Below are 15,392 nucleotides of genomic sequence, written 5' to 3' on the forward strand. Positions count from 1 at the left end.
CGAGCAGCGGGGGCGCCCAGCGGGCCAGCAGCGCACCGCAGCCGGCCGCACAGCCGGCCAGGGCCACCAGCGAGAGCGCGCCCGCCACGGGCGCGAGCGCCAACGCCCAGGCGTGGTCCAGGACTTCGGGCAGCCCGAGCCGGTCGCCGCGCAACCCCGCGATGCCGGGCAGCAGGATCAGCACGACGGCGAACGGCGGCAGCGCCAGCGACATCCCCGCGATGATCCCGCCGAAGCCGAGATGCAGCGTGAACCAGGCCGCCGTACGGCGCTTCTCGCCCCGGGTCCGCGCCGGGGTGAGGGCGAGCCGGTCCGCGTCCACACCGCACAGCCAGCGCACGGCCGCCGCCTCCAGCGGCCGGGTCAGCGGGAACAGCGAGGTGACGGCCGCGAGCGGCAGGCCCACGGCGAACGAGCCGAGCTGGAGGGGCAAGGACCCGAAGACGTCCGTGGCGCCGGTGACCGGTCCGACGACGACCGAGCCGACCAGGACGTACGGCATGGCCAGCGCACCGCCGAGGATCAGATGGATCCACCGCAGGCGCGCCCGCCGGCCGAAGAGCAGCCGGGCGAGTGCGCTCACGCCGCCCGTCGCGCGGCCCCGGCCGAGCGCTCCGCGAAGTGATAGACGCCGATGGCGGCGACGAGGAGGCCCACGAGCATCTGGCCAGCGTAGGCGAGATGCATCAGCGGCGTGGGGCGGTCGGCGAGGTCCGCCGCGCCGCCGAGCGAGGCCAGCGACAGCCATCCGCCCCAGCAGGCCACGGCACCCGAGCCGACCCAGGCGAGAGCGAGCGGCACCGACACGGGCAGGGCCCGGCCGCGCCGGAACGCCAGCAGCACGGCACCGGCGACCGCCGCGAGGAGGAACGCGACATACACGGCCTCCAGGACGTAGAACTCACCGCCCCGCTCGGCCGCCCGCCCGTCACGCAGGCCGGCTGAGACCCCGCAGGCCCACAGGGCGTGGAGGGTGAGCGGCGGCAGGGCGAGCACGGCGGCGGCCACGGCGAGCACCCGGTGGGCCGGGCCGAGGGAGCCGGCGGGCAGCTCCCGCACCCGCCCGCGCCACAGGTGCCCCCAGCGGTCCCGGGCGTAGAGCGCGAAGAGGCCGCCGAGGGCGAGCCCCTGCGCGATGAACCCCGTGTACACGACGGCGAACACCCACTCGTCCAGGAACGCCTCCCGGCCGGCGGACGGGGCACCGCCGCCGAACGCCTTCACCACCAGCTGCGCCGGGAACCCGGCCATGATCGGCGCGAGCAGCCCGGTCGCGACCCACACCGGGAACACGAGCAGCCACGCGGGCACCCGCAGCCCCCACGGCCGGGTCAGCACCAGCGCCAGCACGATCACCCCGCTGTCCACCAGGACCGAGAGACCGTTGATCACGGCCATGCCGGCCCGGTCGTCGAGCAGCACGCTGCCCGCGGGTATCCCGATGTGACTCCCGGCGATCCAGGCCGCTTTGAGGGCGAGGTACGGCACACAGGAGACGACGGCGACGGCACGCAGGGCGCGCCGGGTGCGGCCGGGGCCGGCGGGGCGTGGAGCGGCGAGGGGAACGGTCGGCTGCGTCATGCGCTCAGGCTCCCGCGGGAAGGGCCGCGGACACCTCCTGCCCGGCGACGATCCGCCTCCGCCGGGCGGGGGAGAGGCGGGGAGGCCCGCTCAGCCCTCCAGGAGGAGCACCGTCTCGTCTATCTCGGCGCCGCGGGCCGGAGCGTACCCCCGGGCGGCCGCCACCACGCGGAACCCGCACTTCTCCAGCACGCGCAGCGACCCCGCGTTGTCCGACGCCGCCCGCGCGTACAGCGGGCGCTCGGGCACCTCGGCGAGCAGCGCACGCAGGGCCTGCGTGGCGATGCCCTTGCCCCAGTACGCGCGGTCGATCCAGTACGTCACCTCGCGCTCGCCCGGCACCCCGTACACCGCCGCGCTGCCCACCACGTCACCGTCGGCCAGGATCGTCCGCGCGACGACGTCGGGGGAGGAACGCTGCCGGGACCAGCGGGTGTCGAAGGCCGCCCGGTCGGCCGGGTCCTCCGGGGTGAACGCCGCCATACTCAGGGACTCGGGGTCGTTCATCTGCCGGAAGAAGACCGGCAGATCGCTGTCGTGGACCTGGCGCAGCTCGACATTCATGCCTCAGAGCCTACGGGTGGCCAGTGTCAGCCGGTCCCGGGCGTCGAAGAGCGCGTCCTTCACCAGCTGCTCGTGCGCCGGGGTCAGCCGGGCCACCGGCACCGAGCAGCTGATCGCGTCCCGCGCCGGCGTGCGGTAGGGGATCGCCACGCCGAAGCAGCGCAGCCCCAGGGTGTTCTCCTCGCGGTCCACGGCGAAGCCCTGCTCCCGGACCTGCCGCAGCTCCTCGATGAGCTTCTCCCGGTCGGTGATGGTGTGTTCGGTCAGGGCGGGCAGCGTCTCCGGGAGCATCTTGCGCACCTGCTCGTCCGAGTACGTGCTCAGCAGCGCCTTGCCGAGGGATGTGGAGTGCGCGGGCAGCCGGCGGCCGACCCGGGTGAAGGGGCGCAGGTAGTGCTGCGACTGGCGGGTGGCGAGGTAGACGACGTTGGTGCCGTCGAGGCGGGCGAGGTGGATCGTCTCGGTGGTGTCGTCCGAGAGCCGGTCCAGCGTGGGGCGGGCCGCCGCGACGACCTCGTCGCCGTCGATGTACGAGGTGCCGACCAGCAGGGCCCGCACGCCGATGCCGTACCGCGTGCCCGTCGCGTCCGTCTCGACCCAGCCCAGCTCGACCAGCGTGCGCAGCAGCATGTAGAGGCTGGACTTGGGATACCCGACGGCCTCCTGGACCGCCGCGAGGGAGTGCATGCCGGGGCGTCCGGCGAAGTATTCGAGCAGTTCAACTGTTCGTACCGCGGACTTGACCTGCGCCCCGCCGCCCGTCTCGCCAGCCGACATCGCCCTTGACCCCTTCGTTGGACGGGAAATAGTCTCCACAGCATATTCATCATCGGAGACAGCGTTCAGTATATCGAACGCCCCTGGTGGATGACCCAGTACTGCGGCAATACATGTGTGGAGGGACCCGCGGTGGCAGCAGCACCAGTCTGGAGTGTCGACCCCCGAACCGGGAAGCAGCGTGAACAGGTTGCGGTGGAGGCCACAGCCCAGGAGGTGGACGCCGCCGTCCGTGCCGCGCACGAGGCGCGCGGCTCCCTCGCGGACCGCACGGTCCGCGCGGCCTTCCTGCGCAGCGCCGCCGAGGAACTGGAGGCGGCCAAGGACTCTCTCGTCGAGACCGCCGACGCCGAGACCGCGCTCGGCCCGGTCCGGCTGACCGGCGAGCTCGCCCGCACCTGCTACCAGCTGCGGGCCTTCGCGGACATCGTCGACGAGGGCGCCTTCCTCGACGTCGTCATCAACCACCCCGACGACACCGCGACGCCGCCGATCCCGGACCTGCGCCGCTACAAGGTGGCGCTGGGCGTCGTCGCCGTCTACTCGGCGTCGAACTTCCCCTTCGCCTTCTCCGTCGCGGGCGGCGACACCGCGAGCGCCCTCGCCGCCGGCTGCCCGGTCGTCGTCAAGTCCCACCCGGACCACCCGGCACTGTCCGAGTACGTCGCCAAGGTGCTGCGCCGTGCCGCCGCCCGGCACGACATCCCCGAGGGCGTCGTGGGCCTGGTCCACGGCTTCGAGGCGGGCGTCGAGCTGATCAAGCACCCGCTGGTCGCGGCGGCCGGCTTCACCGGCTCCGTGCGCGGTGGCCGCGCCCTCTTCGACGCGGCGGCGGCCCGCCCGGTCCCGATCCCCTTCCACGGCGAGCTGGGCTCCCTGAACCCGGTCGTCGTCACCGAGGCCGCCGCCGCCGAGCGGGCCGAGGCGATCGGCGCCGGACTCGCCGGTTCGATGACACTGGGCGTCGGCCAGTTCTGCGTGAAGCCCGGCCTCGTCCTCGCCCCGGCCGGCGCCGCGGGCGACGCCCTGCTGAAGTCCCTGACCGACGCCGTCAGCGACACCGACGCCGGGGTCCTGCTCGACCACCGCATGCGCGACAACTTCGTGGCCGGCGTCGCCGAGCGGGCCGGGCTGCCCGACGTCGACTCCCCGGTCACCCCCGGCGCGGGCGGCGAGCACACCGTCAGCGCGGGCTTCCTCACGGTACCGGCGAGCAGGCTGGCCGCGGAGGGCGAGCATGACCTGCTCCTGGAGGAGTGCTTCGGGCCGGTCACCGTGGTGGCCCGCTACGAGGACGAGGCCGAGGTGAAGTCGGTGCTGTCGCGGCTGCCGGGCAACCTGACGGCGACGGTGCAGCTGTCCGAGGAGGAGGCGGCCGGCCAGGGCCGGGGCGCCGAGATCCTCGCGGAGCTGACGCCGCTGGCAGGACGGGTGCTGGTGAACGGCTGGCCCACGGGTGTCGCCGTCGCGCCGGCCCAGCACCACGGCGGGCCGTACCCGGCCACGACGTCGACGTCCACGTCGGTGGGCGGGACGGCGATCGAGCGGTGGATGCGGCCGGTTGCGTATCAGAACGCGCCGGAGGCGTTGCTGCCGGCGGAGCTGCGGGACGAGAACCCGCTGGGACTGCCTCGTAGGTTCAACGGGCGTTTGGAGCGTTGACGCCGTAGGGGGGCGGTGGATCGCGGGCTGCCGGGTCCGTTGTGGTTGATCGTGCCCACGCGGCGGAGCCGCAAATTGACACAGTCCCGCCCCCCTTGAGGCCGGACCTGGGAGACTCGGTCGAATGGATCTCGAGATTTCCGAACTCCCGTTCCCCCTGCGCACCTACGGGCCGGACGGTCACTGGTCCTGTGAGGACGGGGTGCTCACCGGGTGGGCCGGGGCGCGGCAGGACCGGTTCGTGCCGCCCACCGGTGAGGGGCTGGACCCCGCGTCCGACGCGCCCCGGCTGCTCGGGGCGCCGGAGGGCGACTTCCAGCTGATCGCCAAGGTCACCGTCGGGTTCGGCGCGGCCTTCGACGCCGGGGTGCTCTACGTCCACGTGGGGGAGCGGGCCTGGGCCAAGCTCTGCCTGGAGTACTCCCCGGACGTCCCCACCGTCTGCACGGTGGTGACCCGGGGTCACTCCGACGACGCCAACTCCTTCACGGTGGAGGGCAGTTCCGTCTGGCTGCGGGTGAGCCGCACCGGCCGTGCCTTCGCCTTCCACGCCTCCCGCGACGGCGAACGCTGGACCTTCGTCCGCCTCTTCACCCTCGGCGGGGAGAAGGAGACGGAAGCGGCCCTGGTCGGCTTCATGACCCAGTCCCCGATGGGGGAGGGCTGCGTGGTGACGTTCGACCACATCGAGTTCCGGCCTGCCTGGCCGGACGATCTGCGCGACGGCAGCTGAGGGCCGGGCCGGGAACCGCGTCCCGGCCCGGCCTCGTCCTCCGTTGCATGATCAACGACCGAGTGATCCCCGACCGTGTGATCCGCACCGTCCTGCCCGCGGAGGTGGCGGACGTCGTCGCGCTGCACGCGCGGGCCCGGGCCACGTACTACCCCGACGGGCTGCCGCAGGACGGCACCGACTGGTCCGCCACCTGGCGCAGCGCCCTCACCCGGCCGGACGGCCGGGTGCTGTGCGTCGTGGAGGCGGGCCGGATCGTCGGGCTGGCCTCCTTCCGCGTCCCCGAGGACACCCCGGCGGACACGGTGAAGCTGTTCCAGTTCCACGTCGACCCCGACCACTGGCGCCACGGCATCGGCAGCGCGCTGCACGCGGCCTGTGTGGAGGAGTGGCGGGCCGACGGCAGGCGTACGGCCGTGCTCGACGTGCACGTGGACAACGCGCGGGCGCAGGGGTTCTACCGGCGACAGGGCTGGGTCCCGGAACCGGCCGGGCCTGGAGATCACCACCTGCGCATGCGCTTGGTCCTTCCCGGGGAATGAAGCGACCTGCTTGAACGTTCATGCACCTGGCGGAGGGCGTCTCCGTACCCGTACGACCTGGAGAGAACCGAGACATGCGCGTCGAAATCTGGAGCGACATCGCCTGCCCCTGGTGCTACGTGGGCAAGGCCCGCTTCGAGAAGGCGCTGCGGGACTTCCCGCACCGCGACGACGTCGAGGTGGTGCACCGCTCCTTCGAGCTGGACCCGGGCCGCGCCAAGGGCGACATCCAGCCCGTGATCACGATGCTCACCAAGAAGTACGGGATGAGTGCCGCGCAGGCCGAGGCCGGGGAGGACAACCTGGGCGCCCAGGCCGCCGCGGAGGGGCTCGACTACCGCACCCGGGGCCGCGACCACGGCAGCACCTTCGACATGCACCGCCTGCTGCACTTCGCCAAGGAGCACGGCCGCCAGGAGCGGCTGCTCGACCTGCTGTACCGGGCCAACTTCGCCGAGGAGCGCTCCGTCTTCGACGACGACGAGCGGCTCGTGGAACTCGCCGTCGCCGCCGGACTGGAGGCGGCGGCCGTCCGCGCGGTGCTCGCCGACGCGGAGGCGTACGCCGACGAGGTGCGTGCCGACGAGCGGGAGGCCGCGCAGCTCGGCGCGAACGGTGTGCCGTTCTTCGTGCTCGACCGCAAGTACGGCGTCTCCGGCGCCCAGCCCGCCGAGGTCTTCGCCCGGGCCCTGACCCAGGCGTACGGCGAGCGCCCGCCCCTGGAGATCGTCGACGGCGGCGGGGACGCGGAGGCCTGCGGCCCGGACGGCTGCGCCGTTCCCCAGCGCTGAAACGCCCAGCTCGGAGCGCATCCATAAGCGCTCCTTAGCGGCATCACGCAGAAATCGGCAATGGACGGGGAGATCCCGGAGACGCAGAGTGGTCCCATGGAGACCTTCGAGAACCTCGTCCGTGCCGAGTTCGCCCCGAAGCACACCTACCTCAACACCGCGAGCAACGGGCTGCTGCCCGCCCGTACCGTGACCGCCGTGCAGCAGGCGGTGCGGATGCGCGCCGAGGGCACGCCCCTGGGTCCCCTCTACGAGGACGTGGAGGCCGCCCGCGCGTCCTTCGCCCGGCTGGCCGGCGTCCCGGCCGAGCGCGTCGCGACCGGGGCCTCGGTCGCCGAGTACGGTGCGCTGATCGCCGCCGCACTGCCCGCCGGCGCCGAAGTCCTCACCGCGGAGGGTGACTTCGCGTCCCTGGTGAACCCGTTCCATGTGCGCGGCGACCTCAAGGTGCGGGCCGTCCCCCTGGAGCGGCTCGCCGAGTCCGTCCGCCCCGGGACGGCGCTCGTCGCGGTCAGCGCGGCCCAGTCCGCCGACGGCCGCCTCGCCGACCTGACCGCCGTGCGCGCCGCGGCCAGGGCCCACGGCGCCCGCACCTACGTCGACGCCTCGCAGTCGGCCGGCTGGCTGCCGATGGAGGCCGGTGCCGACGACTTCCTCGCCGCCGTGGGCTTCAAGTGGCTCATGGGCCCGCACGGGGCCGCGTTCTTCGTCGCGCCGCAGGATTTCGGCGGGCTCACACCGCTGCTCGCCGGCTGGGTCGCCGGTGAGGTCCCCTGGGACAGCTGCTACGGACCGGTCGAGGAACTCGCCCACTCCGCACGGCGGTTCGACATCAGCCCGTCCCTCTTCACCTACGCGGGGCTGCGCGCCTCACTGGAGCTGCTGGAGGAGATCGGAGTCGACGTCGTGCACGCCCATGACGTCGGCCTCGCGGACCGCTTCCGCGCCGGGCTGGCCGGGCTCGGCCGGGAGCCCGTGCCCGCCCCGGGTTCGGCGATCGTGTCGGTGCCGGGGCTCGGCCACCGGCAGGGCGAACTGAGCCGGGCGGGCATCGAGGTCTCGAACCGGGCCGGCAACCTGCGGGCCGCGTTCCACCTCTACAACACGCCCGCGGACGTGGACCGGCTGCTGGAGGCCCTGGCGGCATGACAGAACCGGGTGGGGCCTCCCGTCCCACACGAGGAGGCCCCACCCGGCAGCTCTGTCACACAGCCGTCACTTCACCGGGGTGAAGTCCCGTGCTCCGATGAACTCCGGGCGGCGGATCGGGGCCGCGAAGGGTTCCACCGCCGTGTTCTCCACGCTGTTGAACACGATGAACACGTTGCTGCGCGGGAACGGCGTGATGTTGTCGCCGGATCCGTGCATGGCGTTGCAGTCGAACCAGGTCGCCGACCCGGCCTTGCCGGTGAACAGCTTGATGCCGTGCTGCGTGGCCATCTGGGTCAGCGCCTCGTCGGACGGCGTGCCCGCGTCCTGCATCTGCAGCGACTTCTTGTAGTTGTCCTTCGGCGTCTCGCCCGCGCACCCGAGGAACGTCTTGTGCGACCCCGGCATGATCATGAGACCGCCGTTGGTGTCGTAGTTCTCGGTCAGCGCGATCGAGACCGACACCGTGCGCATCCGCGGCAGACCGTCCTCCGCGTGCCACGTCTCGAAGTCCGAGTGCCAGTAGAAACCACTGGCGCCGAACCCCGGCTTGACGTTGATCCGCGACTGGTGGACGTACACGTCCGAGCCGAGGATCTGCCGTGCCCGGCCGACGACCCGCTCGTCACTGACCAGTTGGGCGAACACCTCACTGATCCTGTGCACCTCGAAGACCGAACGGATCTCCTTGGACTGCGGCTCCACGATCGACCGCTCGTCGGCACGGATGTCCGGGTCGTTGACCAGCCGGTTCAGCTCGTTGCGGTAGACGGTCACCTCGTCGTCCGTGATCAGCTGATCGATGGCGAGGAAGCCGTCGCGCTCGAAGGACAGCAGGTCGCCGGGCACGATCGGCCCGGGCGCGTCGGGCGCGCCCCAGACGACCGGGTCCTGCCGCGGGGTGGGCACCTCGGTGGCACCGCGGGTGGGATAGAGGTCGGGGATACCGGCGGTGGTGGTCGTGTCGGTAGTGGCGGTCATGGAAACGTCACACCTCCTCGGTGAGCAGCGGGTAGACGCCGTTCTCGTCGTGGTCCTCCCGTCCGGTCACGGGCGGGTTGAACACGCAGAGGCAGCGGAAGTCCTGCTTGACCCGCAGCGTGTGCCTCTCGTGCCCGTCCAGGAGGTACATGGTGCCGGGCGTGATGGTGTGCTTCTGCCCGGTCTCGTGGTCGGTCAGCTCGGCCTCGCCCTCCACGCAGACGACGGCCTCGATGTGGTTCGCGTACCACATCGACGTCTCCGTACCCGCGTAGAGGACCGTCTCGTGCAGGGAGAAGCCGACCTTCTCCTTGGCGAGGACGATGCGTTTGCTCTCCCACGTGCCGGACGCCGCCTTCACGTGCCGGTCGGTACCTTCGATCTCCTTGAACGAACGGACAATCACGGTGCTGCGATGCCTCCTAGATGGGTGGTGCTCTCGGTGCTGTGTCAGGCGGTCTCTCGGACGGCGCGAGCCAGCATGCTCAGGCCCTCGTCCAGCTCCTCGGGCGTGATGGTGAGTGCCGGGAGCAGCTTCACGACCTCGCTCTCCGGGCCGGACGTCTCGATGAGAAGTCCGAGCTCGAAGGCACGCTTGGCGACCTTGCCGGCGCGGGCCTTGTCGTGGAACTCCAGGCCCCACACCAGGCCGCGGCCCCGGTACTCCTTCACGTCGGCCAGGTTCTCCTCGGTGATGGAGATCAGCGCCTGCTCGACCTGCTCGCCGCGCTTGCGGGTCTGCTTCTCCATGGCGGAACCGTCGGCCCAGTACGTCTCCAGGGCCGCGGTGGCCGTGACGAACGCCGGGTTGTTGCCGCGGAAGGTGCCGTTGTGCTCACCGGGCTCCCACACGTCGAGCTCCGGCTTGAACAGGCACAGCGACATGGGCAGGCCGTAGCCGCTGATCGACTTGGAGACGGTGACGATGTCCGGCGTGATGCCCGCCTCCTCGAAGGAGAAGAACGCGCCGGTCCGGCCGCAGCCCATCTGGATGTCGTCGACGATCAGCAGCATGTCCTGCCGCTCGCACAGCTCGGACAGGGCACGCAGCCACTCGGCCCGGGCCACGTTGATGCCGCCCTCGCCCTGCACGGTCTCGACGATCACGGCGGCGGGCTTGTTGAGGCCCGAGCCCTGGTCCTCCAGCAGTCGCTCGAACCACAGGAAGTCCTCGACCGTGCCGTCGAAGTAGTTGTCGAACGGCATCGGGGTGCCGTGGACCAGCGGGATACCGGCGCCGGCCCGCTTGAAGGCGTTGCCGGTCACGGCCAGCGAGCCCAGCGACATGCCGTGGAAGGCGTTGGTGAACGACACGATCGACTCGCGTCCCTTCACCTTGCGCGCCAGCTTCAGCGCGGCCTCGACGGCGTTGGTGCCGGTCGGGCCGGGGAACATGACCTTGTACGGCAGGTCGCGCGGGCGCAGCAGCAGGTTCTGGAAGGCCTCCAGGAACGTGCGCTTGGCGGCGGTCGACATGTCGAGCCCGTGCGTGACGCCGTCGCGCTCCAGGTAGTCGATCAGCGCGCGTTTCAGGACCGGGTTGTTGTGCCCGTAGTTCAGTGACCCGGCTCCGGCGAAGAAGTCGAGGTACTCATGGCCGTCCTCGTCGTACATGCGGCTGCCCACCGCACGGTCGAAGACGGTGGGCCAGCCGCGGCAGTAGCTGCGCACCTCGGACTCGACGGTCTCGAAGACGCTCAGGTCGGGCTGGGTGATGGTCACGACGAATCGCTCCTCGGTACGTGGGGGAAGTCTGCGGGAGTGGGTGGGGCGGGAAGTCTCAGTGGGGCAGGGGGCCGATGCGGTACAGCACCTCTGCGTCGTGCGGCCCGTCGGGGAACAGGCCCGTGTCGAACAGCACCTCGCGCTCCAGCCGCGCGCCGTGACGCTCGGCGAACGACGTGAACAGGCGCTCCGAGGCCGTGTTGCCCGGAGTGATGGTGGTCTCCACCGTCGTCACCTCCAGCTCGGCCGTGGTCCGTGCGACCAGGCCGTCGAGCAGCGCGGCGGCCAGTCCGCGCCCGCGGTGGGCCTCGTCCACCGCCACCTGCCAGACCAGCAGGGTGCGCGGGCTGTCCGGCCGCACGTACCCGGTGATGAAACCCATCGGCTCGCCCTGCTCGTCGCGGGCGACGGCCGAGGTGGCGGCGAAGTCCCGGCACCACAGCAGATAGCTGTAGGACGAGTTCAGGTCGAGAACCTTCGAGTCCTTCGCCATCCGCCAGAGTGCGGCTCCGTCAGCCACGGTGGGGCGGTCGATTTGCGGGTCTGCTTGTACGGCAGTCATGCAAATTGAACTTACCCAGCGAAATTCAAAATTGCATCGCCGATGGGGGTTACATATGAACCGTGTCTGTGTTATCGCGCGAGCGCGAGGGTTCACGCGTCATGGCGGCAGGATGCCCGATATTGTCCGGTAATTACCGGGCAAAATGGTCACAGTGTGTAACGCGTCACAGGCGTGTAGGCCGCCCGGGGACTGCCAGAATTCCCCCTCCGGGTGTCCTCAAAATCTGCGCGTTTAGGCTCGGGAAAAGCGGGCAGAAGAAGACGGGAAGCCGTTCTTGAAAGAATTCATTTATTGTGTGCCAGCTTACATGTGAGATAGCGCGGAAAGCACGTGGAATTCAGGCCCCGGTCACTCCGTCGATACGTTCCCGCAGGAGATCGGCGTGACCGTTGTGCCGCGCGTACTCCTCGATCATGTGGATGAGCACCCAGCGCAGACTGACCTCCATCCCCGGCGCCGGCCCCTCGGCGACCCGCCCGATGTGGTCCAGCGGCAGCCCGGCGCACAGCTCCCGCCCCCGCGCGATCTCCCGCCGCCAGATCCCGAGCGCCTCGTCGAGCCCGCGCGCCGGATCGAGCGCGTAGCCGGTCGCGTCCTCGAACACCGGTGGCACGGCCACCCCGCCGGCCACCCGCTGGAACCAGTTCCGCTCGACCTCCGCGAGGTGCTGCACCAGCCCGAGCAGGGTCAGCGACGACGGTTCGGCCGCCGCGATCCGCACCTGCGCGTCGTACAGGCCGGCGCACTTCAGCTCCAGCGTGGCCCGGTGGAAGTCCAGCCAGCTCTCCAGCATGGCGCGCTCGTCACCGGTCAGGTGAGGGACGGGGCGGCCGTCGGGAAGGGTCGGGGCGGCTTGGGCGCGTGTGTCGGTCATGCCGGGAGCATGGCACGCGTCACTGACATCGCACTCTGCCCCGGCCGACGGCTACCTGCTCCACGCCCCCTCGACGGCCCGCAGCGCCGCCTCCACGTCCACGGTCAGTCCCTGCTCGGACAGCGCCACGCCCAGCGCCGCCAGACTCGCGCGCACGGCCCCGGGCGTCGCCTGTGCGCCGTAGTGGTTGACCCGGATCATCTCCTTGGCCAGCGCACCCCCGCCCGCGGCCAGCGGCACGGCCGGGTCCGCCGCCAGCGCCCGCCGGACCAGGTCCGCCGCCACCAGCCCGGACGGTGCCCGCAGCGTCGTGGCGACGGGCGCCGCGTCCCTGGCCTCGTACACGTACGGCTCCAGACCGCCGCTGAGCCCGACCGCACCGGCCCGGGTCGCCGCCGCGGCGGACGCGTGCCGGGCCATCACGGCGTCCGGGCCGGCCGCCTCGATCCGCTCCACGCACGCCTCCAGCGCCAGCATCTCCAGTTGCGCGGGCGCGTGCAGCAACGCCGTGCGGCCGCCGTCGATCCACCGCTCCTTCCAGTCGAGGAGCGACAGGTACGACCGGCGTGGGGCCTGCGGGTTGGCGGCCATCCGCGCCCAGGCCCGCTCGCTCACCGACACCGCCGACACCCCGGCCGGACCGCCCATCGCCTTCTGCGCGCCGATCACGCACAGGTCCACGCCCCACGCGTCCGGCAGCACCGGCTCTGCCCCGATCGACGCCACGGCGTCCAGGTAGAACAGCGCCCCGTGCGCCCGCACGACCTCGCCGATCTCCGCGACCGGGTTGGTGTTGCCGGTCGCCGCCTCCGCGTGCACCAGCGACACGAAGTCGATCCCGGGGTGTTCGGCGAAGGCCTGCCGGATCTCCTCGGCCGTCACCGCCGTGTGGAAGGGCACCGCCAGGTCGATCACCGTGGCGCCGCAGTCCCGCAGCCAGTCGCCGAAGGTCTGCCCGTAGGGCCCCGTGATGACGTTCAGCGCCGTCGTGCCGGGACCGGCCGCGGCGCGGATCGCACCCTCCAGCGGCAGCAGCGCCTCGCCCTGCATGATCACGACGTCCTGCTCGGTGCTCAGCAGCCGCGCAACACGGTCCTCGATCGCGGCGAAGCGGTCCGCGCCGAGCGGGGCCAGGTCCAGAAACGGATGCGTCACGGTGGGGCTCTCTTCACTCACAGGTTCGATCGCATCGAGGGTAACCGGCGCCCCTCCCGCGCCTGCGCGGCGCGTCCCCCGGACACCGGCCGCCTTCGAGGCCGGGCGGCCGGCTCACTAAGGTGCGGTGCATGAGCGATCGCGCGGTGCTGCACGTGAAGGGGCGGGTGCTCGTCGGGCCCGAGGACGTCCGGGACGAGCTGTGGATGGTCGACGGCCGCATCTCCTACGACCGTCCCGCCGGTGCCCGCGACGTCCGCACGGTCGTCGGCTGGGCCCTGCCCGGCCTCGTCGACGCGCACTGCCACGTCGGACTCGACCGGCACGGGCCGGTCCCCGAGGACGTCGCGGAGAAGCAGGCCCTGACCGACCGGGACGCGGGCACCCTCCTCATCCGCGACGCCGGTTCGCCCTCCGACACCCGCTGGATCGACGACCGCGAGGACCTGCCGAAGATCATCCGCGCCGGGCGGCACATCGCCCGCACCCGCCGCTACATCCGCAACTACGCCTGGGAGATCGAGCCGGAGGACCTGGTCGCCTACGTCGCCCAGGAGGCCCGGCGCGGCGACGGCTGGGTCAAGCTGGTCGGCGACTGGATCGACCGCGACCTCGGCGACCTGTCGGCCTGCTGGCCCCGCGGGGCCGTCGAGGCGGCCATCGCCGAGGCCCACCGCCTGGGCGCGCGGGTGACCGCGCACTGTTTCGCGGAGGACTCCCTCAGGGACCTCGTCGAGGCGGGCATCGACTGCATCGAACACGCGACGGGCCTGACCGAGGACCTCGTCCCGCTGTTCGCCGAACGCGGCGTCGCCATCGTCCCGACCCTGGTCAACATCGCGACGTTCCCGCGGCTCGCGGACGGCGGCGAGAGCAAGTTCCCCCGCTGGTCGGCCCATATGCGCAGGCTCCACGAACGCCGCTACGACACCGTCCGGGGCGCCTACGACGCCGGGATCCCGGTCTTCGTCGGCACCGACGCCGGAGGCGGCCTCGCGCACGGCCTGGCCGCGGCCGAGGTCGGCGAACTCGTCACCGCCGGCATCCCGCCCGTCGAGGCGCTCGCCGCGGGCACCTGGGCGGCCCGCTCCTGGCTCGGCCGCCCCGGCCTGGACGAGGGCGCCCCGGCCGACCTCGTCGTCTACGACGAGGACCCGCGGGCCGACGTACGGGTGCTGGCGTCGCCGCGCCGGGTGGTGCTGAACGGGCGCGTGGTCGGGTAGCCGCGGGGGTGACGGCGGGGAACGCCTGTGCCGTGGGATTCGAATGGATCCCCGGTCCCGCCACGTTGGAGTGAAGCGGCGTCAGATCGCTGACGCCGTACGCGCGGGGCGGCGATTCTTTCCGGGTCCCGAGCCTGTCTCCCCTGGAGTCCCCACCGTGAACAGCCCTTCCTTCCGCATGCCCGCACGTCGGCTGGCGACCGTCGCCACGGTCACGGCCCTCACCGCCGGGCCCGTGGCACTGACCGGCGTGAGCCCGGCGCACGCCACCGGCGACCACGGCCGCGCGAGCGCCGTCGTCCTGCGCACCGGCCTGGACGTCTCCCTGGTGAACAAGTCGGTGAACGTCCCCCTCGCCGTCTCCCTCAACGACGTACAGGCCCCGCGGAGCGCCGAGAAGACCACGCTGACCACGACCCTCGACGCGGTGGACGGCGGTCGGCCCTTCAACGTGCTGCGTGCGGAGGTGGCCGAGGCGAGAGCGACGACGACCGCCACGAAGGCCGAGGGGGCCACCACCCTGGCGAAGGCCCGTATCCACGTCCCCGGCCTGCCGCTGCTGTCCCTGATCGAGGTCGAGCAGGTCACCGCCAGGGCCACCTGCGAGGTGGGGAGGAAGCCGTTCGCCACGACCGGCCTGCCCGGCTCGGTGACCGTGCTCGGCAAGCGTGTCGCGCTGACCGCCGGCGGCCCGACGGACGTCAGCGTGCCGGGCGTCGGCGAGGTGCGCCTGCACCTCTCCAGCACGCGGACCACGGCCCGGACGGCCGCCGCCACCGCCCTCGAACTCAAGGTCTCCGTCAACCCGGCGAAGCTGAACGTCGCCGAGGTCGACGGCACCGTCACCCTGGCCGAGGCGACCTGCAAGACCCCGCAGCCCGCATCCGCCGCACAGCCCCCGGCCGAGCCGTCCACCCCGCCCGCCGGCCTGAGGCCGCAGGGAGAACCCGCCGAGGCGGACCTGGCCGAGACGGGCGGCAGCTCGGCCACGCCGTACGTGGTGGGCGCCGCCGTCGTCCTGCTCGCGGCCGGCGGGGGAGCGGTGGCCCTGGCCCGCCGCAGGGGCTGAT

At 72.1% G+C, this 15,392-nt stretch carries 16 protein-coding genes and 1 pseudogene; 7 read left to right on the forward strand and 10 right to left on the reverse strand.

What is annotated here, in order from left to right; translation table 11 throughout:
• The 4 genes and pseudogenes from GTY56_RS14460 to GTY56_RS14475 all read right to left on the reverse strand — a co-directional run.
• Positions 1–583 (reverse strand): annotated as a pseudogene (locus tag GTY56_RS14460) (histidine kinase); the annotation flags it as partial.
• On the reverse strand, positions 580–1,581 hold the full coding sequence (locus tag GTY56_RS14465; protein ID WP_161365764.1) for a hypothetical protein: 1,002 nt from the start codon (positions 1,579–1,581) through the stop codon (positions 580–582). The gene GTY56_RS14465 and the pseudogene GTY56_RS14460, both read right to left, overlap by 4 nt.
• A gap of 90 nt (positions 1,582–1,671) precedes the next feature.
• Positions 1,672–2,145: a GNAT family N-acetyltransferase gene (locus tag GTY56_RS14470; protein WP_161365765.1), complete on the reverse strand. Its 474-nt coding sequence runs from the start codon at positions 2,143–2,145 to the stop codon at positions 1,672–1,674.
• A gap of 3 nt (positions 2,146–2,148) precedes the next feature.
• Positions 2,149–2,922 carry an IclR family transcriptional regulator gene (locus GTY56_RS14475; RefSeq protein WP_031109054.1) on the reverse strand — a complete coding sequence of 258 codons (774 nt, stop codon included), beginning with the start codon at positions 2,920–2,922 and terminating at the stop codon, positions 2,149–2,151.
• Between the two features lie 132 nt (positions 2,923–3,054).
• On the opposite strand from GTY56_RS14475, the gene GTY56_RS14480 reads away from it, so the two are divergent.
• The 5 genes from GTY56_RS14480 to GTY56_RS14500 all read left to right on the forward strand — a co-directional run bounded on the left by GTY56_RS14480 (position 3,055) and on the right by GTY56_RS14500 (position 7,799).
• Positions 3,055–4,584: an aldehyde dehydrogenase family protein gene (locus tag GTY56_RS14480; protein WP_161365766.1), complete on the forward strand. Its 1,530-nt coding sequence runs from the start codon at positions 3,055–3,057 to the stop codon at positions 4,582–4,584.
• A 124-nt stretch (positions 4,585–4,708) separates the two neighbouring features.
• The gene (locus tag GTY56_RS14485; RefSeq protein WP_161365767.1) at positions 4,709–5,317 is read left to right on the forward strand and encodes a DUF1349 domain-containing protein; all 609 of its coding nucleotides are present in this window, start codon (positions 4,709–4,711) and stop codon (positions 5,315–5,317) included.
• Between the two features lie 47 nt (positions 5,318–5,364).
• On the forward strand, positions 5,365–5,859 hold the full coding sequence (locus GTY56_RS14490; RefSeq protein ID WP_202510170.1) for a GNAT family N-acetyltransferase: 495 nt from the start codon (positions 5,365–5,367) through the stop codon (positions 5,857–5,859).
• A 74-nt stretch (positions 5,860–5,933) separates the two neighbouring features.
• Positions 5,934–6,650: a DsbA family oxidoreductase gene (locus GTY56_RS14495; protein WP_161365768.1), complete on the forward strand. Its 717-nt coding sequence runs from the start codon at positions 5,934–5,936 to the stop codon at positions 6,648–6,650.
• A gap of 96 nt (positions 6,651–6,746) precedes the next feature.
• The gene (locus GTY56_RS14500; RefSeq protein ID WP_161365769.1) at positions 6,747–7,799 is read left to right on the forward strand and encodes an aminotransferase class V-fold PLP-dependent enzyme; all 1,053 of its coding nucleotides are present in this window, start codon (positions 6,747–6,749) and stop codon (positions 7,797–7,799) included.
• A 66-nt stretch (positions 7,800–7,865) separates the two neighbouring features.
• On the opposite strand, the gene thpD is transcribed toward GTY56_RS14500, so the two are convergent.
• The 6 genes from thpD to GTY56_RS14530 form a co-directional block, all read right to left on the reverse strand.
• Positions 7,866–8,780 carry an ectoine hydroxylase gene (gene thpD, locus GTY56_RS14505; protein WP_161365770.1) on the reverse strand — a complete coding sequence of 305 codons (915 nt, stop codon included), beginning with the start codon at positions 8,778–8,780 and terminating at the stop codon, positions 7,866–7,868.
• Positions 8,781–8,787: 7 nt separating this feature from the next.
• A complete protein-coding gene (locus tag GTY56_RS14510) occupies positions 8,788–9,186 on the reverse strand; it encodes an ectoine synthase (RefSeq protein ID WP_031142802.1) in 399 nt (132 codons plus the stop codon).
• Positions 9,187–9,230: 44 nt separating this feature from the next.
• Positions 9,231–10,502, reverse strand: a complete 1,272-nt coding sequence (gene ectB / locus GTY56_RS14515) for a diaminobutyrate--2-oxoglutarate transaminase (RefSeq protein WP_161365771.1) — start codon at positions 10,500–10,502, stop codon at positions 9,231–9,233.
• A gap of 58 nt (positions 10,503–10,560) precedes the next feature.
• A complete protein-coding gene (gene ectA / locus GTY56_RS14520) occupies positions 10,561–11,067 on the reverse strand; it encodes a diaminobutyrate acetyltransferase (protein WP_030852474.1) in 507 nt (168 codons plus the stop codon).
• Positions 11,068–11,407: 340 nt separating this feature from the next.
• Positions 11,408–11,944 (reverse strand): DinB family protein, encoded by a 537-nt coding sequence (locus tag GTY56_RS14525; RefSeq protein WP_161365772.1) that lies wholly within the window; start codon positions 11,942–11,944, stop codon positions 11,408–11,410.
• A 51-nt stretch (positions 11,945–11,995) separates the two neighbouring features.
• Complete coding sequence (locus GTY56_RS14530; protein ID WP_161365773.1) at positions 11,996–13,099, reverse strand: aminotransferase class V-fold PLP-dependent enzyme; 1,104 nt, start codon at positions 13,097–13,099, stop codon at positions 11,996–11,998.
• 131 nt (positions 13,100–13,230) lie between these two features.
• Here GTY56_RS14530 and GTY56_RS14535 point away from each other — a divergent pair, with 131 nt between their 5' ends.
• Together GTY56_RS14535 and GTY56_RS14540 are read left to right on the forward strand one after the other, a co-directional pair.
• On the forward strand, positions 13,231–14,322 hold the full coding sequence (locus tag GTY56_RS14535; protein WP_161365774.1) for an amidohydrolase family protein: 1,092 nt from the start codon (positions 13,231–13,233) through the stop codon (positions 14,320–14,322).
• Positions 14,323–14,479: 157 nt separating this feature from the next.
• Positions 14,480–15,391: an SCO1860 family LAETG-anchored protein gene (locus GTY56_RS14540; RefSeq protein WP_161365775.1), complete on the forward strand. Its 912-nt coding sequence runs from the start codon at positions 14,480–14,482 to the stop codon at positions 15,389–15,391.
• Position 15,392: the final 1 nt, after the last annotated feature.

The organism is Streptomyces sp. SID5643 (assembly GCF_009872555.1).
Classification (GTDB): domain Bacteria; phylum Actinomycetota; class Actinomycetes; order Streptomycetales; family Streptomycetaceae; genus Streptomyces; species Streptomyces iakyrus.

Coding starts and splice junctions, on each gene's coding strand:
- GTY56_RS14465 (WP_161365764.1), bottom strand. CDS start 1,581: ATGACGCAGCCGACCGTTCCCCTCGCCGCTCCACGCCCCGCCGGCCCC.
- GTY56_RS14470 (WP_161365765.1), bottom strand. CDS start 2,145: ATGAATGTCGAGCTGCGCCAGGTCCACGACAGCGATCTGCCGGTCTTC.
- GTY56_RS14475 (WP_031109054.1), bottom strand. CDS start 2,922: ATGTCGGCTGGCGAGACGGGCGGCGGGGCGCAGGTCAAGTCCGCGGTA.
- GTY56_RS14485 (WP_161365767.1), top strand. CDS start 4,709: ATGGATCTCGAGATTTCCGAACTCCCGTTCCCCCTGCGCACCTACGGG.
- GTY56_RS14490 (WP_202510170.1), top strand. CDS start 5,365: ATGATCAACGACCGAGTGATCCCCGACCGTGTGATCCGCACCGTCCTG.
- GTY56_RS14495 (WP_161365768.1), top strand. CDS start 5,934: ATGCGCGTCGAAATCTGGAGCGACATCGCCTGCCCCTGGTGCTACGTG.
- GTY56_RS14500 (WP_161365769.1), top strand. CDS start 6,747: ATGGAGACCTTCGAGAACCTCGTCCGTGCCGAGTTCGCCCCGAAGCAC.
- thpD (WP_161365770.1), bottom strand. CDS start 8,780: ATGACCGCCACTACCGACACGACCACCACCGCCGGTATCCCCGACCTC.
- ectA (WP_030852474.1), bottom strand. CDS start 11,067: ATGACTGCCGTACAAGCAGACCCGCAAATCGACCGCCCCACCGTGGCT.
- GTY56_RS14525 (WP_161365772.1), bottom strand. CDS start 11,944: ATGACCGACACACGCGCCCAAGCCGCCCCGACCCTTCCCGACGGCCGC.
- GTY56_RS14535 (WP_161365774.1), top strand. CDS start 13,231: ATGAGCGATCGCGCGGTGCTGCACGTGAAGGGGCGGGTGCTCGTCGGG.